Origin of the sequence: Pseudomonas sp. WPR_5_2 (assembly GCF_003634475.1) — a bacterium.
In the GTDB taxonomy this organism is placed as follows: Bacteria; Pseudomonadota; Gammaproteobacteria; order Pseudomonadales; family Pseudomonadaceae; genus Aquipseudomonas; species Aquipseudomonas izuensis.
Genome location: NZ_RBLA01000001.1, coordinates 885405 through 908176, shown reverse-complemented (window position 1 = coordinate 908176; position 22772 = coordinate 885405). Strand labels below are relative to the sequence as shown.

Annotated in this window: 16 protein-coding genes and 3 pseudogenes; 8 read left to right on the top strand and 11 right to left on the bottom strand. The window is 51.1% G+C overall.

What is annotated here, in order from left to right:
• Positions 1-59: 59 nt before the first annotated feature.
• Positions 60-1037 (bottom strand): hydroxyacid dehydrogenase, encoded by a 978-nt coding sequence (locus BJ917_RS04005; protein ID WP_121102068.1) that lies wholly within the window; start codon positions 1035-1037, stop codon positions 60-62.
• 231 nt (positions 1038-1268) lie between these two features.
• Here BJ917_RS04005 and BJ917_RS04000 point away from each other — a divergent pair, with 231 nt between their 5' ends.
• From BJ917_RS04000 to BJ917_RS03980, 3 genes are all read left to right on the top strand, one after another.
• Complete coding sequence (locus tag BJ917_RS04000; RefSeq protein WP_121102065.1) at positions 1269-1946, top strand: RraA family protein; 678 nt, start codon at positions 1269-1271, stop codon at positions 1944-1946.
• An 89-nt stretch (positions 1947-2035) separates the two neighbouring features.
• On the top strand, positions 2036-3280 hold the full coding sequence (locus tag BJ917_RS03995) for an MFS transporter (RefSeq protein WP_121102062.1): 1245 nt from the start codon (positions 2036-2038) through the stop codon (positions 3278-3280).
• A 371-nt stretch (positions 3281-3651) separates the two neighbouring features.
• Positions 3652-4893, top strand: coding sequence for an MFS transporter (locus tag BJ917_RS03980; protein WP_218570191.1), 1242 nt, complete (start codon positions 3652-3654; stop codon positions 4891-4893).
• A gap of 318 nt (positions 4894-5211) precedes the next feature.
• Here BJ917_RS03980 and BJ917_RS03975 read toward each other — a convergent pair whose 3' ends face one another.
• From BJ917_RS03975 to BJ917_RS03960, 4 genes are all read right to left on the bottom strand, one after another.
• Positions 5212-6513, bottom strand: coding sequence for an MFS transporter (locus BJ917_RS03975; RefSeq protein WP_121102056.1), 1302 nt, complete (start codon positions 6511-6513; stop codon positions 5212-5214).
• A 47-nt stretch (positions 6514-6560) separates the two neighbouring features.
• Positions 6561-7718 (bottom strand): tricarballylate utilization 4Fe-4S protein TcuB, encoded by a 1158-nt coding sequence (gene tcuB, locus BJ917_RS03970; RefSeq protein ID WP_121102053.1) that lies wholly within the window; start codon positions 7716-7718, stop codon positions 6561-6563.
• A complete protein-coding gene (gene tcuA, locus BJ917_RS03965) occupies positions 7705-9159 on the bottom strand; it encodes an FAD-dependent tricarballylate dehydrogenase TcuA (RefSeq protein WP_121102050.1) in 1455 nt (484 codons plus the stop codon). Before tcuA ends, tcuB begins: the two co-directional genes overlap by 14 nt.
• Before the next feature lie 166 nt (positions 9160-9325).
• Positions 9326-10261, bottom strand: coding sequence for a LysR substrate-binding domain-containing protein (locus tag BJ917_RS03960; RefSeq protein ID WP_121102046.1), 936 nt, complete (start codon positions 10259-10261; stop codon positions 9326-9328).
• 250 nt (positions 10262-10511) lie between these two features.
• On the opposite strand from BJ917_RS03960, the pseudogene BJ917_RS03955 reads away from it, so the two are divergent.
• The 3 genes and pseudogenes from BJ917_RS03955 to BJ917_RS03945 all read left to right on the top strand — a co-directional run.
• Positions 10512-11489 (top strand): annotated as a pseudogene (locus BJ917_RS03955) (IS1182 family transposase); the annotation flags it as partial.
• A pseudogene (locus tag BJ917_RS03950) lies at positions 11489-12256 on the top strand (methyl-accepting chemotaxis protein); the annotation flags it as partial. The pseudogenes BJ917_RS03955 and BJ917_RS03950, both read left to right, overlap by 1 nt.
• A gap of 378 nt (positions 12257-12634) precedes the next feature.
• Complete coding sequence (locus BJ917_RS03945; protein ID WP_121102043.1) at positions 12635-13000, top strand: histone-like nucleoid-structuring protein, MvaT/MvaU family; 366 nt, start codon at positions 12635-12637, stop codon at positions 12998-13000.
• Between the two features lie 522 nt (positions 13001-13522).
• Here the strand turns inward: BJ917_RS03945 and BJ917_RS03940 are convergent.
• Entirely contained in the window at positions 13523-13777 is a 255-nt protein-coding gene (locus BJ917_RS03940) for a helix-turn-helix domain-containing protein (protein WP_121102040.1), read from the bottom strand.
• Between the two features lie 111 nt (positions 13778-13888).
• Between BJ917_RS03940 and BJ917_RS03935 the strand changes: the two genes are divergently transcribed.
• Together BJ917_RS03935 and BJ917_RS03930 are read left to right on the top strand one after the other, a co-directional pair.
• Positions 13889-14470 (top strand): hypothetical protein, encoded by a 582-nt coding sequence (locus BJ917_RS03935; protein ID WP_121102037.1) that lies wholly within the window; start codon positions 13889-13891, stop codon positions 14468-14470.
• Positions 14467-15852: a DEAD/DEAH box helicase gene (locus tag BJ917_RS03930; RefSeq protein WP_121102034.1), complete on the top strand. Its 1386-nt coding sequence runs from the start codon at positions 14467-14469 to the stop codon at positions 15850-15852. The genes BJ917_RS03935 and BJ917_RS03930 overlap by 4 nt, the downstream gene beginning before the upstream one ends.
• A 202-nt stretch (positions 15853-16054) precedes the next feature.
• On the opposite strand, the gene BJ917_RS03925 is transcribed toward BJ917_RS03930, so the two are convergent.
• The 5 genes and pseudogenes from BJ917_RS03925 to BJ917_RS03910 form a co-directional block, all read right to left on the bottom strand.
• On the bottom strand, positions 16055-16447 hold the full coding sequence (locus tag BJ917_RS03925) for a hypothetical protein (RefSeq protein WP_121102032.1): 393 nt from the start codon (positions 16445-16447) through the stop codon (positions 16055-16057).
• 126 nt (positions 16448-16573) lie between these two features.
• Positions 16574-19309 (bottom strand): hypothetical protein, encoded by a 2736-nt coding sequence (locus BJ917_RS31685; protein WP_147432539.1) that lies wholly within the window; start codon positions 19307-19309, stop codon positions 16574-16576.
• 11 nt (positions 19310-19320) lie between these two features.
• Positions 19321-20370, bottom strand: coding sequence for a site-specific integrase (locus BJ917_RS03915; protein WP_121102026.1), 1050 nt, complete (start codon positions 20368-20370; stop codon positions 19321-19323).
• Positions 20371-21171: 801 nt separating this feature from the next.
• Positions 21172-22026 (bottom strand): site-specific integrase, encoded by an 855-nt coding sequence (locus BJ917_RS31680; RefSeq protein WP_147432538.1) that lies wholly within the window; start codon positions 22024-22026, stop codon positions 21172-21174.
• A 504-nt stretch (positions 22027-22530) separates the two neighbouring features.
• Positions 22531-22749: pseudogene (locus tag BJ917_RS03910) on the bottom strand (NAD(P)/FAD-dependent oxidoreductase); the annotation flags it as partial.
• Between the last annotated feature and the right edge of the window lie 23 nt (positions 22750-22772).

Sequence of the window (22772 nt, the reverse complement as noted above, 5' to 3'; positions counted from 1 at the left end):
GGAGTGTCGCGTTACGGAAGCGCTCCTTCTCATAGCGGAAGGAGCGCGCAATCATGCGATCAGCAGTCGAGCAAGTGCCTGTTGACCACGCAGCGTGGATCCAGTGGCTGGCCTGCCCAGACATCCAGGATCTGTCGCAACGCGACAACACCTACGCGATCACGTGCCTCGGTGGTATTGGCGCCGACATGAGGAGTCGCCACGAGCGTCGGAAGGCCCCACAAAGGGCTGTCAGCTGGTGGAGGCTCGGGATTGAACGTATCCAATCCAGCGCCGGCGATTTTACGTTCGCTCAGTGCTTGTACCAGTGCCTGGGTATCAATCAGTTCGCCACGAGCGGTATTAATCAAGATGCTGCCTGGGCGCATGAGTTCGAGTTGTGCAGCGCCGATCAGGTTGTGGTTGGACTCGGTCAGCGGGCAGTGCAGGCTAATGATATCGCTCTCAGCCAGTAGACGATTGAAGTCCTGTTCGCGTTCCACATGATCGCGCTCCGGTAGCTGTTGGAGATAGGGGTCATAGACCTTCACTTTCATCCGCAGTGGGGCGACCAGGTCCATCAGGATGCTGCCGATCGACCCTAGTCCTACCAGACCGAGCGTCTTGCCAAACAACTCTATTCCGTTCGCCTCGGACTTATCCCAATGACCGTCGCGCATACGTGCGTCCAGCAGGGCGGTTTGTCTCGCAACACTGAACATCAAGGCGAAGGCGTGCTCGGCTACGGATTGAGCATTCGCGCCTACGGCAATGCTTACTGGAATGCCGCAAGCGGCGGCGGTCTCGATGTCGATGGTGTTGTAGCCAACGCCATGTTTAGCGATCGCTTTCAAATTTTTCGAGGCCTTGATCATCGATCCGGTCAGTTGGCCTTGGCGAACGATGATCGCGTCAGGCTGCTCCGCACGAATGATGGCTTCCAATTCCTCAGCGGGCAGATAGGGAGTCGTTGGAATGACTCTGACGCCCTCTGCGGCGGCCAGGTTCATGGCATCCGCAGCTAGTTCAGGGCCTGTTAGCAGAATGGTTAGGGACATCGTAGGTACCTTGTTTTTATCGTGGAGATAAACGCTGGCGCATGCAGCGACTGCGATGGCATAACCCTACCATAATGAAACGGCGTTGCAAAAACATACTTGTAACGCTCGTCGGGTCGAGGTCTTCTCCGGAAAAATCCCCGTTGCGTTTCAATAAATGAAATGCAATTCTAAAAACAGGCTTCGACGACAGTCGATATGATCGAATAAAACCAAACAGAGGTATGTCACATGAGCATTGGATTTCAGGTGCTAGAGCGCGCACGCAAAGTCAGCGCAGAATGGGTCGCACGTTATCGTGAACTTCCGGTAGCCAACGTCAGCGACTCCATGAATCGCATGACCGCAGGGGGCTCTCGCCTGCGTCCTATGCACAGTGAAGGTGTACTCGCTGGCCCGGCAGTGACGGTCAAGGCTCGTCCGGGTGACAATCTGATGCTGCACTACGCTATCGACATCGCTGAGCCTGGAGACGTCATTGTGGTTGATGCGGGTGGTGATCTAACCAACGCGCTGATCGGTGAAATGATGGTTGCCTACGCGGTGAAGCGCGGCGTAGCCGGAATCGTCATCAATGGCGCAATTCGTGATGCCGCTAATATTGGCGGTGGTGACTTCCCACTGTTTGCCGCCGGTGTATCGCACCGGGGCCCTTACAAGGATGGGCCAGGCGAGATCAACGTACCGATTGCTATTGATGGTATGGTTATCGAACCAGGTGATCTGGTCATTGGCGATGATGATGGCTTGCTGTGCGTGCCGTTTGACCATGTCGCTGAAGTCTATGATCGTGCGACGGCCAAATATACCGCCGAGCAAAAACAGATGGAGCTCATCGCCCAGGGCAAAAACGATCGTTCTTGGGTGTTGGAATCTTTGAAGACGAAAGGCTGCCTGCTGCCACTCTGATCCAGGACACTACCGCGCATCAAACTTTACGGTGCGCGGTAGATAATGGATCGATCAGGAATGGCGTGGCCTTTTAAGGAATCTCATTCTTGCCCAATCCATACTCCTCTCGTCCCACACATTGGCCTGCTCCAGTTCGGGCACTTGCCAATCGAAACTTCCAAATCTATTTCGTCGGCCAGGGCATCTCTACTCTAGGCAAATGGGTTCAACAGGTCGCCTTGGCTTGGCTGGCCTATCATTTGACTGGCTCAGCCGTTCTGCTTGGTCTCATCACGTTTCTTTCACTTGCACCGCAACTTCTCATCGGGCCGCTCGCGGGTGCCTGGATAGATCGTCATGACAAACGACGGTTGTTGATCGGTGTGCAAGTGGTGCTGGTTTTCCAATCACTTACGCTTGCCGTCATCACTCAGCTCGGCTGGATTGATGGTGCGTCGATTGCCGGCATGGCGCTCCTGCTAGGGCTGCTGAATGCCGTGGAGACACCGTTACGCCAGGCGCTTATCGGTAGTTTCGTCGACGACCCTGAGGATCTGCCGAATGCGTTAGTGCTAAACGCAATGTTGATCAACGCTGCGAGGTTTGTCGGGCCACCCCTGGCGGGCACCTTGATAGCGGTGACGAGCGAGGCGGGTTGTTTCCTTCTGACTGCATTTGCCTACATGGGTCTTATGTTGGGATTGGTTAAGGTCAAGGCGACAGCATCACCAAAAGCAACCGGTTCGACTTCTCAAGTTTTTCGGGAAGGGGTGGCTTATCTCTGGCGGACAGTGAGTGTTCGGCAGTTAATGATCAGCGTGATCATGGTGAACCTGCTGGCGTCTTGCTATGCAGCGCTTTTGCCAATTCTCGCAAAGACTGTGTATGCGGGTGATGCGAGGATTCTCGGCTGGTTGTGGGGCGCTGCCGGTGCTGGTGCCTTCATGGCAACCCTGATTTTAGCCTTCAGTGGATCGCTGTCTCGTTTGCGATATTTCACCGATGGCGGAGCGCTCGTCTGCGGCTTCGCGCTGCTGGGAGTGTTCCTCGCCGGAAGCTTGCCGATGGCATTATTTGGATTGGTGCTGCTTGGCTTCGGCATCACGATGAGCAACGTGAGCACAAATATGCAGTTGCAAAGCGGCGCACCAAGCGCGCTACGTGGTCGTGTAGTCGCATTCTATATCGCCATGCGATTCGGATTTGAGGCGATAGGCGGGATGCTGGCGGGGTTGGTCGCTTCGCGATCTGGAGCGCCTGCGACTCTTGGTATCGCAGGAGGTATGTTGCTTCTGTACCTGATCGTAAGTATGGGTGGGCGCTATCTGGAACATCGATCACTCGATAGGTAGCCATCGTCAATCACCTTGGTTCAGCGTGATTGCGCCAAGCGTTTTTGCCAATCGCCACCATGAATACGTTGGCACTCCTCCTCAGAGTCGAACCGGACAGTCTGATCCGATGGACTCAGATCGGCGTTTGCCTCGTTTAGCGCGATCGCAGTTAGCTCAAAGATCCGCGCCTTTGCGTTAGGCTTCCCGGCCAGCGACTTGCTCGGGCAACAGATAAATACCGTCGCGTAGCACTGCCCCCGCCGCAAGACTTGAGCGCTCTCCAGGCGCGCATACGCTCGGTCGCGTTGGCGGTTGGGAGGCCGAGCACCAGAAGCAGTTACATACTGTAACCAGTATTCAAGTTACTAATGCACGTTGGAGGTTTCGCAATGACTCTCCTCCCCAAACGCCTCTCATCAACACTCGCTCTAGTGGGCGTCGAGGCTGGCGTGTGGCGGCTGCTTGTGGCGAGGAGTCTGCGAGGCTTTTGTGATGGTTACATTGCGGTGCTGCTTCCGGCCTATCTTCTCGCACTTGGCATGTCGACCCTATCCGTCGGGCTGATCAGCACATCAACGCTTCTCGGTTCCGCGATCGCCACGATGCTGATCGGAATGCTGGGCAATCGCTTTTCACACCGGTCACTGCTGCTGATCGCTGCCTTGATGATGACGGCAACGGGCATTGGTTTTTCCAGCTTCTCGACGCTATGGCCCCTGCTCGTAGTGGCGTTCCTCGGCACGATGAACCCCAGTGCGGGCGATGTCAGCATGTTCCTCCCTATCGAGCACGCGTGCCTGGCCCAAGCGTCTGAAGCGCAGGCACGTACGTCACTTTTTGCGCGCTACAGCCTCGTCGGAGCACTCTCAGGTGCTCTTGGGGCTCTGCTGGCTGGAGCACCTGATTGGATCGCTGCTCATCTAGGCGTCGCCTCGCTCTCGGCCATGCGTGCCATGTTCGCCCTCTATGCACTGTCGGGGCTGGCGATCCTGGCGCTATACCGGAGAATGCCTACGCATCAGCCCGCGTCGACCATGGCGCGCGCGTCGCTCGGGCCGTCGCGGTGGATTGTCGTTCGCCTTGCGCTGCTCTTCAGCATTGATGCATTCGCTGGCGGACTGGTCGTCAACGCGTTGCTGACGCTTTGGCTCATGGCGCGGTTTGACCTCTCAATCGGCGCTGCCGGACAGTACTTTTTCTGCACGGGCTTGCTGAGCGCAGGGTCTCAACTGGCAGCGGCGCCACTTGCGCGCAGGATTGGACTGCTGAACACGATGGTCTTCACGCACATCCCATCAAGCTTGTGCCTGATCGCAGCGGCCTTCATGCCGTCATTGCCGCTCGCATTGCTCATGCTGTTGCTCCGCAGCGCGCTGTCGCAGCTCGACGTGCCCACGCGCAGCGCCTACGTCATGGCCGTTGTAACGCCGGCGGAGCGAGCGGCTGCCGCGAGCCTGACAGCGGTGCCGCGAAGTCTCGCCGCCGCTATTGCCCCGACTATCGCCAGCGTATTGATCGGGCTGGGTTGGCTCACGGCGCCGCTGCTCGCATGCGGTGTGCTCAAGATCATCTACGATTTGGCGCTGCTTACAGCGTGCCGGAATGTCCGGCTTGAGGGAGACTCCTCATGAACTCACCGGGAAATAGACCGCTACCGGCAGTTCTTGGCCGATTTCTGCCTGTCGCGACGGGCAGATCTCGTACTGCGATGATGATAAAACGACCGTCTCGGGCGCTTTTGGAAAAGCCGCACCCCTGCTTCGGAGCCCCTGATCGAGTGGGATCAAGGGCCACATATTGATAAATCATTCGAAATATCTTTCTCTGCCCAGTGAATGGGGTCTTTAGGCCGATTACTGCCCTGACGAAAGGCTGTAATCGGCCTCATGCGACTCTAATTCGGTTCCCGCCGTTGATCGACGCGCTGTAAGCGATCTGCGATTAGGGAACTAAACGGTTCTGACTGCCGAAGCTTTTTGCCGACGATACAGAATTGTCGTCGCCGTGAACCCGCACACCGCCGCGAACATGAGCCAGTAGGCCGGTGATGCCTTGTCGCCCGTGGCCTGTACAAGCAGCGTCGAGATTGCCGGGGTAAAACCGCCGAACACCGCGGTGGCCAAACTGAAGGCCAGTGAAAACCCGACTACCCGCACGTTCTGTGGCATGACTTCGGTCAGTGCCGCGACCATGGCGCCGTTGTAAATACCAAAGAAGAATGAGAAGTACAGCAGAACAGCGAGTAGTCGTTCGAAACTCGCCGCCTCTGCTAGCCAGTGCATTGCGGGATAGGCGGTGAAGATGCACAGCAACGATATCGCCAGCAACAACGGCCGCCGGCCAATACGGTCGGAGAGGGCGCCGCCGATAGGCAGCCAGATAAAGTTGCTGATGCCGACCAGCAGTGTGACCGCCAGGCTGTCGGTGGTACTTAAGTTCAGTACTGTCCTGCCAAACGTCGGTGTGTAGACCGTAATCAGGTAGAACGTGGTGGTGGTCATGGACGCCAGCAAGCCGCCCGCCAGTACGGTGCGCCAGTTGTCACGCATCGAGCGAAAAACTTCGCTAGTGGTTGGGCGATGGCTGCGAGCAGTGAAGGCAGCGGTTTCTTCCAGTGAGCGGCGAATAATGAAAATGAACGGGATGATCACGCAGCCAATGAAGAACGGAATACGCCATCCCCAATCGGCGATTTCTGCGGCTTGCATCGTGGCATTGATCGTGTAGCCCAACGCGGCCGCGACGACGATTGCCACCTGTTGGCTGGCCGATTGCCAACTGGTGTAGAAACCGGTGTGACCGGGGGTGGAAATTTCCGCCAGGTACACCGAAACACCGCCCATTTCCGCGCCGGCGGAGAAGCCCTGTAGCAGCCTGCCCAATAACACCAGAATCGGTGCCGCCACGCCGATGGCGGCATAACCCGGCACCAAGGCGATCAATACGGTACCGGCGGCCATGATCGACAGCGTCACGATCAGGCCCTTGCGACGGCCCACCTTGTCGATGTACGCCCCCAACACAATGGCGCCTAACGGACGCATCAGGAATCCGGAGCCGAATACCGCGAAGGTCATCATCAGCGAGGCAAACTCGCTAGTGGCTGGAAAGAAGGTCTGAGAGATGTAGGTCGCGTAGAACCCGAACAGAAAGAAGTCGAACTGCTCGAGAAAGTTACCGCTGGTGACCCGCAAAATGGCGCCCAATTTGGACCCCTTGGCTCGGGGTGTTGCCGTTGTCGTTTTCATCATGGCTACCGTTATGCTCACTATTGTTTTTGGAATGAGTGCTTTAAACGTCAGTCGCTGCCGGCGTTGATCGGGTTGGGTTGACGCTTCTCGATGGCGTGCTTGAGCAGCGCTGCGCTGCGGAATATTCCATGGGCGAATTTGCTGTAGGGCATGGTCAAGAAAAACGCCATGACCAGGCCGAGATGAATAGCCAACATCAAACCCAAGGCGCGGGTTTCACGGAAAGCCAGTAGCGCCAGGCCGCTTGCGCTGACCAGAAACAGCAGTGCGATGAAGCCGCGATCCATGGGTTTTTGGTTCTCATCGCCGTGCGCAGGGTTGCGACGCAGGTTCAGCCAAAGAAGACCCGCCGGGCCGATCAGCAGGCCGATGCCGCCGGCAATACCCAACATCACCGGCAAGCTGAAGATCGGATAAGGCGCCGACCACTTCAGCAGATAGTGAAAGAGCGTGGCGACGCCGGTGGCGGCGAAGCACAGCATGAAACCGTAAAAGGTGAGGTGGTGGAATCGGCGTCGCCACAAGGTGAATTGATCGTCGGCGTTGTTGCAGCCTTCGCCATGGCCGCCGTCCAGGTATTTGAGCTTCGCGACGTTGGCCGTTGCCTCCAATGCAGCGGACGTTTTCAACGGCAGTGGCACTGCGACCGGTGAAACGTTGCGCCAGAAGCGCCGTACACCCATGGTCAGGGCAAGTACCGCAAAGCCGAACACTGAGCCGAACATCAGCGCCAGGGTGTTATGCGGGAAAATCTTGTAGAAGTTACCCCCGGGAATGGCCGTGAACAGGTTGCCCATGAGCATCAGGGTCAGGCATAAAAACAACGCCAGTCCCCCACCGGAAGCCAGTGCCAGGGTCAGGCCGTTGCGCTGATACAACTTGCCCATGGCTTGCGGCCAGGCGTATTCGGCGTAAGTATCCAGGCGCACTTTGGCCATGGCATTGGGTATGTTTACATCGAATTCGTGTGGGGCGGCGTACTGACAGGCGTGCAGGCACGCGCCGCAGTTATGGCACAAGTTCGCCAGGTAATGGATGTCGGCCTGAGTGAATTCCAAACGCCGGGTCATCGCCGGAAATACCGCGCAAAAGCCTTCGCAATAACGGCAGGCATTGCAGATGGTCATCTGCCGCTGGACTTCTCTTTCGTCAAGATTCAGCACCGGGATCAACCCGCCCGACGCTTGGGGATCAAACAGTTGCATATCGAGACTCCGTGTTTGCAGATGAAACGCCAAAGCCCACCGCAGCGGCCGCCTGCACACCGGCGATGCGGCCAAACGCGGTACCGATGGCCATGCCGATGCCGGCGGTGTAGCCCTTGCCCAGAACATTGCCGGCCATCATTTCTCCCGCGACGAACAGGTTGGGGCTCGCTTTGCCGTTGAAATGCACGGCAGCGGTTTCGTCGGTGGCGAGGCCGAGGTAGGTGAACGTGACACCCGGTTTCAGCGGGTAGGCGTAGAAAGGTGGTTTCACCAATGGCCGCGCCCAATGGGTTTTGGCGGGCAACAGTCCTTGGGTGTGGCAGTCGTCCAACGCCGTGTGATTGAACGTGCCAACGCGGCAAGCGCTGTTGTAGTCCTCGACAGTCTTGACGAATTTTTCTTCAGGCAGCTTCAACTGACGGGCAAGGTCTTGCAGAGTATTGGCGGTAGTTCCGGGAAACACCGGCGGCATGAAGCGGCCGATGGCTTGTTGATCGATGATCGAATACGCCTGCTGACCGGGTTGTCCGGCCACCAGACGCCCCCAAATCGCATAACGTTTTGGCCAGAAATCCTCACCTTCGTCGTAGAAGCGTTCGCCATCACGATTGACCACCACACCGAGAGATACGCAGTCGATTCGGGTGCAGATTCCGCCGTCGTAAAGTGGCGCGCGGGCATCAATCGCGACCATGTGTGCTTGCGTCGGATCGCCGATCACATCTGCGCCAAGGTCGAGCATGCGCCGTAGCAAAATTCCGGTGTTGAATCGGGTGCCCCGGATCAGGAAATTGTCCGATGGCCATTCACCGCGCTCGTTCTGACCCCAGGCTTCGCGCAGCCATTCACGGTTGGATTCGAAGCCGCCGGCCGCCAACACGCAGGCCCGGGCTTCAATGCGTTCTGCGGCGAAACGCTGACCATCGACCTCATGTTCGCCCACATGGGCGGCGACAAATTTACCCTCGTCCAACTCGATGTTGGTCACTTGCGTGTTGTAGCGAACTTTTACACCCAGTCGCTCGGCGCTGCGAAAATACGCATTGACCAGCGCTTTGCCGCCGCCCATAAAAAATGCATTGGTCCGCGCCACGTGTAGTGCGCCGGACAGCGGTGGCTGAAAATGCACGCCGTGTGAACGCATCCAATCGCGGCATGAGGACGATGCCCGAATGGCTATGCGTGCAAGCTTTTCATTCGTAAGGCCACCGGTGACCTTCAGCAGATCTTGCCAGTATTCTTCTTCCGGATAGGCATCGATCAGCACGTCCTGCGGTTCTTCGTGCATGCACCGCAGGTTACGGGTGTGTTGGGAGTTGCCACCGCGCCAGATTTTCGGAGAGGCTTCCAGCAGCATCACGCTGGCGCCCGCTTCTCGCGCCATCAGAGCGGCGCACAAGGCAGCGTTGCCACCCCCTATGATTAAAACATCGATCATCATCGCTCCTCGATTTGCAAGGAAGCGGGAACGAAGTGCTCCTTGCGAGTAGGGAGAACGATAGGGTGAGGAAGGAGTGGCCGAAAGGCTGCGTTTGACGCGGGGTGTTTAGTTTTTCTAAAGGCTTTGTCGTCAAGAGAGTCTAATGTGTCCGGGTGAAGGAGGATTACGCGTCTACACCTTCTATCCATGTAGCTCCAGGCCACTGTTTGTCGACGACCAGCTGGCGCGCCACATCGACGATGACCAACCGCGTTGCCAGCGCCGCCGGAGAGAGTTCGTCGTCGGCCAGCGTCGCCAGAAGATTACGCCGGCCTACATGGGGATCAGCAATCCTGATCAGTGAGAGTCCGGACCCGTCTTTCAATGCAGCGGCCGCCCCCGGTTGTATCGTTGCCGCATGACCTGCCCGAACGGCGTTCATCAAAACAGCGAGACCGTCGACCTCCATAATGACATTGGGTGTTAGCCCGACCCGCTCGAACGCACTCATCAATGCCGAGCGCAATCCATGTTGCGCGCTGGGCATCACCAGCGGCAGGCCGCCGAGGTCTGCTAACTGCACGCTATCACCAGAAGGCGCTTGAGGCAGACTGGGCGAGGCAATGACAAACAGCTTTTCATCCAGCAGCGGAGTCACGCTCCAGCGTTTACCCCCTTCGAGCTGGAACAGGATGGCCAGATCAATTTGCCGTGCGTTGAGCTGCGCCGCCAAGTGGCCGGAAAGCATTTCCACCAAATGCAGTTGTATGTCCGGATAACGCGCACGCATTGCGTTGATCAACGGCAACGCGAGCACCGTTGCGGTAGTCGGCGGTAAGCCGACGCTGACATAACCGCTCATTCGCCCGCGATGGGCAGCCATGATTGCGTTTTCCGCCTGGCGTAGCGTCAATTGGGCATGGTGTAAGAACGCAAATCCGGCGCTAGTGGGCGTCACGCCGGTAGAGGTTCGATTCAGGAGGCGGGTGCACAGCTCGCTTTCCAGCTTGGAGATTTGCTGACTGAGGGCTGACACACCCACGTCCAGTTCAAGTGCCGCCCTCCCCAGGCTGCCAAGCTCGATGATTTTTACGAAATAGCGCAGTTGTCTCAATTCCAATGTGGCGGCTCCTCGCGAATTTGTTATTCAACTGCCTGAACGTTCGCTACACAAGTTGCGAAGCCCGAGGAGGCAGCATTCTCACAGGTTGGGGTTGACCGTTGAGCGCGTGCGCTTTGTCGTAACTAAATGGGTCAATTTAACGGTTGGCACGGGGAGTGTCGAATGACTGCTCCTGGCCCAGAGTGTGTAAAAACGCCTCCGCGAACCCTTGCTATGATTTCTGAGGATTTCATCGCAGGGATCGCCCATGAAGCGCTTCATCCAAGGTGAACATCGAGGCCAAGGCACCTTACTTCCCGAGAGCCTCGACGACTACGTCAGCGATACCAATCCAGTGCGCGTAGTCGACGTCTTCGTCGACGAACTCGACCTGGTCACACTAGGATTTGAAGGTGCCATTCCAGCCGATACTGGCCGGCCTGCTTACCACCCCGCGATCCTGCTGAAGATCTACATCTACGGTTATCTCAAGCGCATCCAATCGAGCCGACGTTTGGAGCGAGAAGCCCAACGCAACGTCGAACTGATGTGGCTAACCGGGCGTTTGATGCCGGACTTCAAGACCATCGCCAACTTCCGAAAAGACAACAGCAAGGCCATCCGAGGCGTCTGTCGCCAGTTCGTTGTGCTCTGTCAGCAGTTGGGACTGTTCGGAGAAAATCTGGTCGCCATCGATGGCAGTAAATTCAAAGCAGTCAACAACCGCGACCGCAATTTCACCAGCGCCAAACTGAAGCGGCGAATGGAAGAAATTGAATCGAGCATCAACCGTTACCTGACGGCACTCGATGCTGCCGATCGGCAAGAACCAACAGCCTCCGAGCCCAGCGCTGTGCGGCTGGAGGAGAAAATTGCCAAGCTGAAGACGCAAATGAAAGAGCTTCAGGCGATCGAAATCCAGCTCAACGAATCGCCGGATAAACAGGTCTCACTAACCGATCCAGACGCCCGCTCCATGATGACGCGCGGCACGGGAATCGTCGGCTACAACGTGCAAACAGCGGTTGATACCCAGAACCATTTGATCGTTGCTCATGAGGTCACCAACTTCGGTTCCGACCGCGATCAACTCAGCTCGATGGCGAAGCAGGCTCGCGATGCCATGGCGTCCGAAACGCTGGCGGTGGTAGCTGACCGAGGTTACTTCAAGAGTGAAGAAATCCTTGCCTGTCACGACGGGGACATCACTGCCTACGTGCCAAAGCCGATGACTTCAAGCGCCAAACCAGTAGCAGTTTGCAGTTGCAGGGGCTGGAGATCGAACAGGCTGCTGCGGCGGTCAATCAAATGACGGCGGCCGTCGACGAGGTCGCACGCAACGCGGTCAGCACCAGCGAGGCGTCCCAAGTGTCCGAGCAAACCGCGCAACGCGGCCGTGAGCAGGTTCAGGAAACGGTGTCCTCGATAGGCGCGCTGGCGGACGGCATGACGGATACCTCGGAGCGTATCCAGCAATTGGCCAGGGGGGTGCAAGATATCAGCACGGTGCTGGACGTGATTCGCAACATTGCGGAGCAAACCAATTTGTTGGCCCTCAACGCGGCGATCGAAGCCGCGCGTGCTGGCGATGCCGGACGGGGTTTTGCGGTGGTCGCCGACGAGGTGCGGGCGTTGGCCCATCGCACTCAGGTGTCGACCCAGGAAATCGAACAGATGATTGGCACTATTCGTCTCGATACCGTGCACGCTGTTAACGCCATGCAAAGCAGTAGTCACCTGGTGCACTCGACCCTGGAAGTCGCGCAACGCTCCGGCGATGCACTGGAAGAGATCGCCCGGTCGATCTCGCAGATCAATGAGCGCAACCTGCTGATCGCCAGCGCCACGGAGGAGCAGGCCTTGGTAGCGCGAGAGGTGGATCGCAACCTGGTGGGGATTCGTAACGTCTCCGAACAGGTCTTAGTGGGGGCCCAGCATACCCATGCAGCAGGTCTGGAGCTGGCGCAGATGGCAGGAGCACTGCACGAGAGAGTAGCGCGTTTTAGAATCTAGACAGAATAGACTCAGGTTGTGGTTTCTTACTGTATTGATTAACGCCTCAAACAGCAGTTTCTTTTGAAGGAAGACCGAAGCTGGCGATGAGACATGTCGCCGCTGGAGTGCACATCACAACGAGCAAAGGTGTTGACAGCGAACTGATTCAGTATGAGCGCCGGGTGTTGGGAGTTTCATGCGATGCTCGCCTTCTGACTAATGTCAGCGTTTAAGTGAACTGGGTTCTGCTTCTCGTCTTACTGCCCCTAAGTAGGTGAGAACGTGCCATCTCCGTGACTCAAATTATTGGTCGAAAGATGACTCAAGACACTTATCCTAAATTAAAACTGCTGTTTTTGGTGTATTGTTAGGAGACTAACTACATAGAGATCTATCATGTCCAAGCTTGCAGAATTCCGTCAGCTCGAAAAACATCTGGCCGAGCAGCTTCAGGCTCTCGAAGCTCTCAAAGACGATGCTGGCCTCAAGAAAGAAATCGAATTTGAAACGAAGCTGCGTGCATTGCTTGCCGAATACGGTTACAGCCTGCCGAACGTGATCAACCTGCTTGATCCGCAGGCGGGCCGTCGCGCTCCAGCTGTTGAGTCCAAAGCTGGCAGCCGCAAGCCGCGCCAGGTGAAGGTTTATAAAAACCCACACACCGGCGAAGTAGTCGAAACGAAAGGCGGCAATCACAAGACGCTGAAGGAGTGGAAAGCACAGCACGGCGCCGCGACCGTTGAGTCCTGGCTGACCAAGTGATTTTGGTTTGAATACAAAAGGGCCCTTCGGAGGCCCTTTTTAGTTGGCGAGGAGGAGGGGGCACTAACGAGGATCGGGAAGCAGAGCGTTTTCTTTGGAAGCCTCGGCAATGACTACACCGGTAGTTCAGCGCGTTGGGACTATCGATTAAAGCGCTCGGCCAACGAATATTGAGTTACAGCTAGGCGATCACCGCCAGGGCCATTGCCGCTTTCGCTCCTTCTAGTTGTCGAAGCAGGAGCCGAAACGTTCATCCAAAGAGTTGGCCGTTAGTGATATTTGACGGCCTTCGCTTGCAGCTTTTCGACCGGCAGGTGCCCCACAAATGCCACGTCGCTCAAGGGACACGACTCGCTATGGCTCTGGCTAATTCCATTCTTAATGAAAAGAATTCCAATCGAAGTGAAAAGTCATGGCTGGTTCGCATGCCCGGTAGGGACCATGCCGCCCTTGCCAAAGGACGCTGCGCAATTGAATCAGTAATTTGTCCGTTCTGGTCATCGAGTACCGACTAATTTTGGTTCAGTCGCTTGCTGCCAGATCAGAAGCCAACTCATGGAGAGAAAGCGTTTCAGGCAAGAGGTACTGAGGCTCGCATTCCAGAACGTTGGCTATGCGGTATAGCTTTTCTACGGTGATATTCACTTCGCCGCGCTCAATACGCCCCATATAGCTACGATCGACAGTGCAGGAGTGCGCCAAGGCATCTTGGGAAAACCCTTTGGCTTTCCGTTGTGCCCGTATTCTTTCGCCCAATGCCTTTGCAAGCTGATGCATATCCGCCTCGGTCTCCACTGAGGCGGCACTATCTTGCGTTTGCGGATGAATCGGCCACGGACTATAATCCGCATTTTGACCGTTCCGCGAATTTCCCTTCCAGGTGCCTGCATGAAACCCGATTCATTCATCTTCGACAGGCGGTTGTACGACCTGTTTCAGCAGGAGCACCTACGCCAATTTACGACCAACGACTTACGTAACGCTTACGCCAGTCAGCTGGGGGGTATTTCGTTCAACAGCAGCGACCTGCGCAGATATGTCTATGAGCAAATAAGACGGATGCTGCGTACCGGATGGGTCATTCAGGATGAAAAACGACAAAAGCGTGGTCAGATCTATCACTGGCAGTGTATCCCAGCGAATCTACAGGTGGAGCTCATCGATAATGGGTACGAGAACAGTCTCAAGTCGGTGAATAAACCGCTGCAACAGTCCGCACAAAGTATCGACTCAGTGCAGCCTGGGCCGGATGTGGTCGAACACTTGGAATCTATACTCAAAGAGATTCGGCTTGACTTCCTTTCCTCCATGGGAGAGACGGAGCGCTATAAGCAACTGCTCGACGAAATGCCGCATCTGAAAGACCAGGTCGAAGGTGATTATCTTGAAGCTCGAGACCGAAGCTCTCGTCTTCTAGGGCATCTCCGGGCGGTCGAAAAGACACTCAAGACAGTTATGTCCGCACGATGAATGCGTCGCTGAGAAAATGGCAGAGCCAATGCATTGAAATAGCGCTGGAGCACTACACCACAACGCCGCACTTCTTCTGTCAAGCAACTCCAGGGGCCGGGAAGACACGAATGGCAGCAGAGCTTGCGAGACAACTGTTGGAGCTAGGCAAGATTGATCTCGTGCTTTGTTTTGCTCCGTCATGCCAAGTCGTCGACGGCTTTCGCTCGACTTTCTCTGCTGTACTTGGGAAGCGTCTGGATGGGCTTATCGGTGCCGTAGGAGCCGCAAGTACCTATCAATCGATGGAGCATCAGGATGAAGCTTTCTGGAGGCTTTTCGATGACTACCGCGTGTTTGCAGTCTTCGACGAGATTCATCACTGCTCAGGAAACGATCCACTTTTGAGCAATGCTTGGGGGCAACAAATTCTTTTGAAAATGCAGGACCGTGCCGCTTTTACCTTGGCGCTATCGGGCACGCCATGGCGTTCCGATGACAATAGCATTGCTCTGGCTCGCTACTCCAATCCGGAAGGCCGATTGATTTGCGACTATCGTTACGGGCTCAAGGAAGCCATTTCCGATGGCGTGTGCCGGACACCTCGCATAGTTTTGCTAGATAACCAGATGGTGAGATTCCAAGAGGGTTCCGCCAATGATAGCACCATCAAACTTTTTCCCAGCATTGCTAAACTGCTACGTGAATCTCCGGTCTCTTACCAGGATCTGGTTTATCATGAAGACGCGCTCAACCAATTGCTCGATTTGGGAAGCAGGAAACTGGATGAGTTGCGGATGCTCAAGCCCAATGCTGCAGGTTTGATTGTAGCTACTAATATCGAACATGCCCAACAAGTATCGTTGGCGCTAAAGAGCAAGGGTGAAAGCTATCAAGTCGTAACTACGAGAACACCAGATTCACAGCAGGTAATCAACAGTTTTAAAATGAGCGATTGCCGTTGGATAGTTGCTGTGGGAATGATCAGCGAGGGAACAGATATACCAAGGCTACAGGTTTGCTGCTATCTCAATCGAATTCGAACTGAACTGCATTATCGTCAGGTCCTAGGGAGGGTCCTTCGCCGAGTAGGCGACATTGACGATCAAGCATGGTTGTTTGTCCTGGCGGAGCCGACGCTGAAGCGGTTCTCACAGCGTATCGCCGATGATCTGCCGGAGCATTTCGCTGTCGTGTACGAAGTAAGTGTACGTGCACCTGATGCCAGCTCAACAGACGGCCATTTGGATAGCTCGGTGAACGGAGAACTAAATAAGCCAATCAGCCAAGCTCCCACCGCCTCAGTGAAGCAGAACTTAGAGTTTTCCGATCTGACCTCCGAATCGACCTATCGAATATATTTTTCGAAAAGCTATCGCCAGCAACTGCTAGCAGTTTTGTAATGGGTTTTTCCAAATCAAGAAGTAGTCTTTGCCGTCGCCAGAATGCAATGTCCTCCAATAGATATGTTTCTAGCCAACGATGATGTCAAATTGGTTTCGCGAGAAAATGACCAAGGGAGCCTCGTCCGGCGATGAGTTCGAGGAATAAATTGGTCTCGCAATATCTCGCCATTTGAATGGTGTCCAGTGCAGGTGATAAACCTCACGATTCATCGAGCTCCGGTACTATATCGTTTTCATACAATAATTTTAGATACATAGCGTGTAATTGAAGTAAGCTGAGGTTTTCGGCGCGTAATGTGTCAATCTCACCCTTCAATTTGGAATGTGCTAGTAGTAAATTCTTTCTAGACATCGAATTTCCCTTCGGCTTTGTTTCTGTTCTTATTTGGGTTTTAGCAGTCTCAAACTCTCTGTAAACCGCTCCTTCTTTTGTTTTGTATAGTGAGGTTCTTTCATATAAGTAGCCCGTTATTACCTGAATGCTGGCGATAAAACTATTCCAGTTTAGTTCGCCGTCTTTATTGATATCCCAATTTTTGAGGATGCTAATAAATGTCGTGGCATCGGCGTCGGTGATTCTTCTGCGCTTCATTTAGAACCCTCATGCAAGCGAGTTTTCAATTTTTTCAGGAAATCGCGTTCGCTGAGCTTAATACCCGGGAAGAGAAATATAATGTTGTTATACATTTTATTGATGTGATTGGCTTCTAAGGATTCATTAGTATTGACAGAGTAAGAAAACTATATGGTCTACATTCCAAGAGGGTACATTTGATCTACCGTAGTTTACGTAGCCCGTATTTAGAGCGCTTTCTTTAATTTTGTTGAGGGTTTCAAGAAGTTTTTTATCAGAAAAAAGATATGATTTTCTAAACGTAAATCCAGTTTTCTCCGAAAATTTCTTTAAAATAATGTCCACGGAAGGGAGTCCATCCTTGACTCCCCAGTCTTCCGCAAAAATAGCGAAAGATTCATAAATGTTCAAGTCTGTACTATTTTGTGAAGTCGGTTTGCGCTCACAAATTACCCGACCATTGGTAGAAAGATATATTATTCCCTTGGCATGTAAATCCATTAACTTGTCTGAAAGAAGCTTTCGTGTTTTGAGATTTTTTTGAAGAGCCGTAGGGGCTGTTTTTGCAAATGGATATTTCTCTTGTATGCACCGTGTAACTTTAGAAAGAGAGGGCGAGCCAAGAGATTCAAAGTGCCAGTTGTCCAAAATTTGTGAAACTATGTATTCAATATTCCAAAACCATCTTGAAGAAGAGTCTCGCTTTGCTAAGTTGCTCTCTAGTAGTTGTTTGCTCATGATTTCGTAGGATCGTGCCATTTCCTTATTGCACTTAATAAAGCTATGCTTTATCTGTATTTCGTGTTCATCCCTGAAGATCTCACAAACATTATCCCAAGTAGGAAGCCCTCTATCCACCGTCCAAGACGTCATTAATGAATTGAACAAATTCACAGTTTCGCTGTCAATGTCGCAATGACCAATTCTGCCCCTTTCATACAAGTTTTGTCTCAGTTGCTTTGTGTTGTTTAGCGCTTCACTGGAGATTGTTGGATCAGAACAAATATCTATTTGCTTTTCGTATCTGGAAATCTTTCTTTTATGAGAGTTAAGAAATTTTTCCGCACCTGGTTCTCCAATATTTACTGCTATTTGAGCGGCTTCAATAACAGGCGTTAATTTTTCGATCATTCTGTGCGCAACTGCCAATGATCTCTCATCTCCTTTTTTAAAACAGTGTTCTGAGCAATCTATGCACTGAAATATATTGGGGCAGGGTCCAGAATTGTAATCGTGCCGGCATAGACCTAGCTCGGTGACATGAAGAGATCCAATGACATTCTTGAAAAAATCCTCCGTTGACACTCCCGTCGGCTTGTACTCATCTTCATATAACTCATCGAGAAAGCCTCCAAACTCAAATCCTGATCCGTTCGCATTCTCATCGATGAGGTCGATTTTATCTGTGGGCGTACGATGATCGTAAGAGATGTTTTGGTCTACGGAGCTCCTGCCAGACCATATGGCAATTAAGCGTTGATCTATATGTTTGCTTTGCGCCAAGGTATTGAGTAAATGTCGCATTGCGTGAGTGCCTAATGAAAGGTCCTCTCTGTTACGACCGCGGAAAAAAAGTCTGCCAAACCATTGCTGAAGTTTCGTAGTCGTAAAAAAACATGGTACGTTGTCACATTGCCAGTATGTTTTTGTGTAGGGAGTTCGAGAAGCATATGGATGTACAAATAAACAATCTTCGTACTCAACCTGAGAGACACCGTCAATAAAAGGAAATGTGGGTGATAGATTGTTTGTTGCCCATTTATAAAGATTAGAGGCGCTTATGAAGCATTCGTCATCCAGTCGTATTTTAGTATCTCGGTAGTAAACCCCGCTTTTTGATTGAAATAACCGATTTAGTCCCGGCGGCATCATTGCAGCAGGTGGAGATTTGGGCCTGTTAAAATACAACGGTTGTGAGTAATTATTGTCATTCCTTATATAGCCTATTATTGCTAACGCTTCCTGAATACTGTATTCCTCCTTGCCTTTCAAATATTCGAGGTCTTCAGGTATATAGATGCTTTTATTTTTTTTGTACCACGCTGAAGCATTTCTTGCCGATTCACCAAATTTGTTAAGTTTTCGACATGCCTCCGTTACCACTTTCTCAAATTCGATACATGGCGCTCTTTTAACCGTCGATTTTCCGTTCTTTGCCGGCCTAGGAAAACACAGTCCAAAACCATTAAGTGTAGTTATACAATCGACATCTAACGTCAGTATTTCTGATCCTCTGGACGGTGCATAGTTCAACAGCGCAAATGCCGATGAAACTAATGTTTCGAAACCGTTCACTGGAGATTGAAAAGATTCGGCGAGAATTTTACATGCCTCAAGGTTTGGTAGAGGAATTTTGGCTGAGCGTTGAGGCCTAATGTGAGGGTTTTGAAGATATCTTATTTTCTCCGGTGAGAGATTATATTTTTTTAACGTCCTGCCTATACACGCCAAGCCGGCTCCTAATCGATAGGTAAGTCCAGGTGATAAATCAGTTCTGTTTGATGCTCTGGCAAAGTCTGAATTAACTAATTCCCAAGGTTTTTTGAATTTTGGGAGCGTGTCAATGAGAAAATAAAACCCAGTAGCGACGTCACGACATTTTTTTTTGTTCTCGAGTGACCGTATTAGGTGAAATAATTTGAGGGCGATAATCCAGTCTTCATCAGTGCAGACTTGTTCGAATATAGGAGTCTTTTTTTCGTAAGTAGAAGGGAGCGCATGCGTAAAATCACATGGGTCGGCTTTTAACAGCATTTTGTGGGGTAGTTTATATTTTAATGACATATTAATATTGTTGTTTTTGATGATCTGTTCTCTGAATTGGGGGGTGAAGGTGTCTTTGAACCACGCAAAATTTAGTTGGGGGTTTTCTTTGTTCATGAAACATGCTCCTATTTAATGCTAAGTTTGGTAATCCACATATCGCAAGCATCGATATATTCCATAACAGTTTTTTTTACTTTAATGTCAGGTTGATTTTGGTGTTCTTGAACTAGATACTGTTTGTATTCCCCAAATGGCGCATCACGGAAAGGTTCAAATTTAGAACAAAGTAGGCATGCAATTGGTGCATGATCCGTACAGTTTTTCATACTGCCACAAACGCCTATTGGTTTAGCTTGAGCAATTCCGTAATGGCGCTGTATTGAGTCGGGCATTTCCATAATTGCCCGTTCATATCCACCCTCATAGGGTCCGCCAAGAAATAAATTCGCGATAGATGCGAGCGCGGAGCCTAACTCCTCTTTGATTCGGGCCTGAGATTCTGGAATGGAGTCAATGTATGAACTGGCTGACGAAGCATCGCTGTGTAATCCTAAAAACATCAACTCATGTATACTTGCTCCGTGGACAGCTGCACGCGTGAGTAGTGTATGTTTGAATCTGATGAAGTTTAAGTTAATTTTTCCGTCAGTAACTCTGTCGCTCCTAACGCCAAGATCGTAAACAACATCTTTCAATCTTGTCATTATTACAGAAGCATTGCATGGGATATCAGGTAGTTCTTTGATTTTTTCTTCGGGAATCACAAGTCCAGCAGCACCCACGGATTTGTGAATTAAGTAAGTTCTATTTCTGCTGCGGCAGATTGGTATCATATAATTGATAAGAGTGTTTACTAAGGGTGGGAGTCTTATACTTCTATAAATAGATTTGCTTTTAAATTTTTGTTTGATGATCTCGATTTTTAATATCCAGCTTTTTTGAGCTTGACTGTAAGTCAGGTCGTCTAGCTTAATCTTGAGAATTTGACTTTGCCTATATCCAAGTACTAAGGCAAGAAAGAATATCGCTAGATGCTCAAGTTGGAGCAGGCCTCTTTCGTATCCACTGCAGATCGCAAATGTGACATCTCTAACTTCAAGCTCAGTCAGGGCGCCATTAGTTGGGTCTGCCGCTCTAACAGGACTTAATTTTTTGTAATTTGCGCTGCTGATCATATCAATTGCTAAGTTGTACTATTCGCTCCATAACACTCCATCCTCACCATTGCATGAAGATAAAAAACCTTTTAAGTTCTGGTTTTTATTTAACCATTCTATGAAGATTGACCATAGTTCGTTAGTTTGACTTATTTTTTGTATGATTTTGTTTTGCGGTAAGCAGAATTCTTCAAGCTTTCTACAAAGTTCGTTTAGTTTGGTGCAGTAAGATTCAATCGACGAAAGGGAATAGCTTTCTGCAATCCTTGAGCACAGTTCGTTGCGAAATGATTCTATAATTTCGAAATCCAAGTACTTTCGCATCGGCTCGAATTCAACATGTACTTTTCTACGAAGAGACTCGTGTATAACAGTGAATGTAGGCCCAACATTAAAAGTGAGTTGAGTTTTCTGGTGGTAAACGGTTATTTCTTCGAAAGTTTCGCTTTTGCAGTCATGTTTATTAGATGTTTTCATGAGGAATATTCATCATTAGTTTTGTATTTAATATGTTATCCTCTGTAAATAGACGGTCGTTCCCGATTTTTTGAAATGCGTATCTGGCATAGTGATCTGGCATCTTTGAACGCAAGCTCCACCCCATCTGAACTCGTAGAATACTTAGAGCGTTGGAAATAATTCTCTCTCTATCGCGTCCCGTGTATCCATCGGCCTTTTCATATTCTCGAAGTATAAAGTTGCATGCCCACGAATGCCGAAGACTGTGCGGATTTATTTTTCTTTTGGTTTTGTTGCTCAATAGATTGAATATTTTACTAACAGCATCATTCGATAATGGAGCGCCAGATATTCCAATTATCAAAAAATATGCTTTATGCATGATTTTATTTTGTTTCTTTCGATAATATATCTTTCGATAAGGGTCCATAAGGCGTCAGAGATTTTTAATTCTCTGTTTAATGTTTTTACGGTGGCAGGCGAAGATCTAGGGTCCGTGCTCAGATCTGAATTTGACTCTATCTTTACTGTTACATATCCGTGCTTTTTTCGATCAAAGCAATCAGTGGTTATACCAAGTAGTTCACTATTTCTGACTCCCAGTTCTCGTAGTAGATGAAATAATACTAGGTCCCTATGCAATAAAAATTTAGATTTTCGATTAAAGTTGTGTTTAATGGCACGATCCATCATCGTGTAATCATCTTGTGTCCAAGGCTCTACACAATTATCATCACTAGAGTTACTGCTTCTCAATTGCTTCTCAAGTCGATTTGAAAATTCAACAATTGCCGTTCCTTTCTCTGCCCTGGTGTCAACCAATAATTCTTCGGCCAAAAATAGTAAAAAGGGTTTTGCGAGTCTACATCTTCTATCGTACGCTGAGTTACATACCTTGTTTTGATAGATGAAACCTAATCCTGAAATTCGGCGTTCGATAGTGTTCTTGGTTTCCATCAAGCAGTTACGTAATTTTGACAACTCTCCGTTGGTAAGAAATTTTCCTTCTCTAAATCTTTTTATGTAGTTAATTTTTTTATATCTAAAAAACAACATTACTATGCATATGTCGTAGCTATATGTGATTAATGATTTTGGTCTGACTTGTCTTTTTAAATTTATAAGCCAATAGTTGGCCCAAAACACAGGTTTGTTGTCGTCGAAGATTAGTGCTGTGGGTATTCCGTCATTAGTTTTAAACTCACGGACTTTCATACTGCTTTCCTCAATATATATGTTGAGGGAAAGCATGATTTTGAAAAAAATCTTTGTGGTTTGAGCTGGTTAAGTTTGTCCCAAAAAACTAATCGTCTGGCTGCAGTTTTTTTTAGCGGGATAAGCGAGCGATAACTCACAGGGGGAACGGGTGCATTAGGCATATCAACGATTTCCTTGATTAAGAAACATCAAAGTCAACGCTGATCACCCGTACACGGCCGAATTATTGATTGGCTGAAGTGTATCAAGCCGAACTAGCTGATGGACTAAGCAGACCTTCGCTGGGTCTGCTACTTCGGCTAATTATGCACAAAACCTAGACTGATGCAACAGTGAGTTCGTGAGTCGGATAATTAAAGCAGTAATCAACACGTTGTATATTCCTAATAATTGTAATGTTGACTATGCATTTTTTCATGTTTTGTTGACTCACTATCCCATCGGTGCTGTTGGAGGTGGGAAATACATCAATAGTCAACAGAACGCTCTTTGGTCGGATAATACCTGGCCACCGTTACGCCCGGTGGCGCCCCAACCGATCTTGTGGCTTTCGACGATGGCGACTTTCAGGCCTTTTTCCGCCAGCTCGACGGCCGTGGCGACGCCGGTGAAACCGCCGCCGATGATTACCACATCAACCCGGTGTTGGCCTTGCAGGGTCGGGTAATCGGTGTCCTGGTTGAGGGTGGCGGTGTAGTAGGAGTTAGTTCGTTGAGTCATGACTGTGTCCAGGAAAAAGAAGG

Excerpts from the sequence above, each read along its gene's own strand:
- BJ917_RS04005 (WP_121102068.1), bottom strand. The coding sequence starts at position 1,037 with ATGTCCCTAACCATTCTGCTAACAGGCCCTGAACTAGCTGCGGATGCC.
- BJ917_RS04000 (WP_121102065.1), top strand. The coding sequence starts at position 1,269 with ATGAGCATTGGATTTCAGGTGCTAGAGCGCGCACGCAAAGTCAGCGCA.
- BJ917_RS03980 (WP_218570191.1), top strand. The coding sequence starts at position 3,652 with ATGACTCTCCTCCCCAAACGCCTCTCATCAACACTCGCTCTAGTGGGC.
- BJ917_RS03975 (WP_121102056.1), bottom strand. The coding sequence starts at position 6,513 with ATGATGAAAACGACAACGGCAACACCCCGAGCCAAGGGGTCCAAATTG.
- tcuB (WP_121102053.1), bottom strand. The coding sequence starts at position 7,718 with ATGCAACTGTTTGATCCCCAAGCGTCGGGCGGGTTGATCCCGGTGCTG.
- tcuA (WP_121102050.1), bottom strand. The coding sequence starts at position 9,159 with ATGATCGATGTTTTAATCATAGGGGGTGGCAACGCTGCCTTGTGCGCC.
- BJ917_RS03945 (WP_121102043.1), top strand. The coding sequence starts at position 12,635 with ATGTCCAAGCTTGCAGAATTCCGTCAGCTCGAAAAACATCTGGCCGAG.
- BJ917_RS03940 (WP_121102040.1), bottom strand. The coding sequence starts at position 13,777 with ATGCATCAGCTTGCAAAGGCATTGGGCGAAAGAATACGGGCACAACGG.
- BJ917_RS03935 (WP_121102037.1), top strand. The coding sequence starts at position 13,889 with ATGAAACCCGATTCATTCATCTTCGACAGGCGGTTGTACGACCTGTTT.
- BJ917_RS03930 (WP_121102034.1), top strand. The coding sequence starts at position 14,467 with ATGAATGCGTCGCTGAGAAAATGGCAGAGCCAATGCATTGAAATAGCG.
- BJ917_RS03925 (WP_121102032.1), bottom strand. The coding sequence starts at position 16,447 with ATGAAGCGCAGAAGAATCACCGACGCCGATGCCACGACATTTATTAGC.
- BJ917_RS31685 (WP_147432539.1), bottom strand. The coding sequence starts at position 19,309 with ATGAACAAAGAAAACCCCCAACTAAATTTTGCGTGGTTCAAAGACACC.
- BJ917_RS03915 (WP_121102026.1), bottom strand. The coding sequence starts at position 20,370 with ATGATCAGCAGCGCAAATTACAAAAAATTAAGTCCTGTTAGAGCGGCA.
- BJ917_RS31680 (WP_147432538.1), bottom strand. The coding sequence starts at position 22,026 with ATGAAAGTCCGTGAGTTTAAAACTAATGACGGAATACCCACAGCACTA.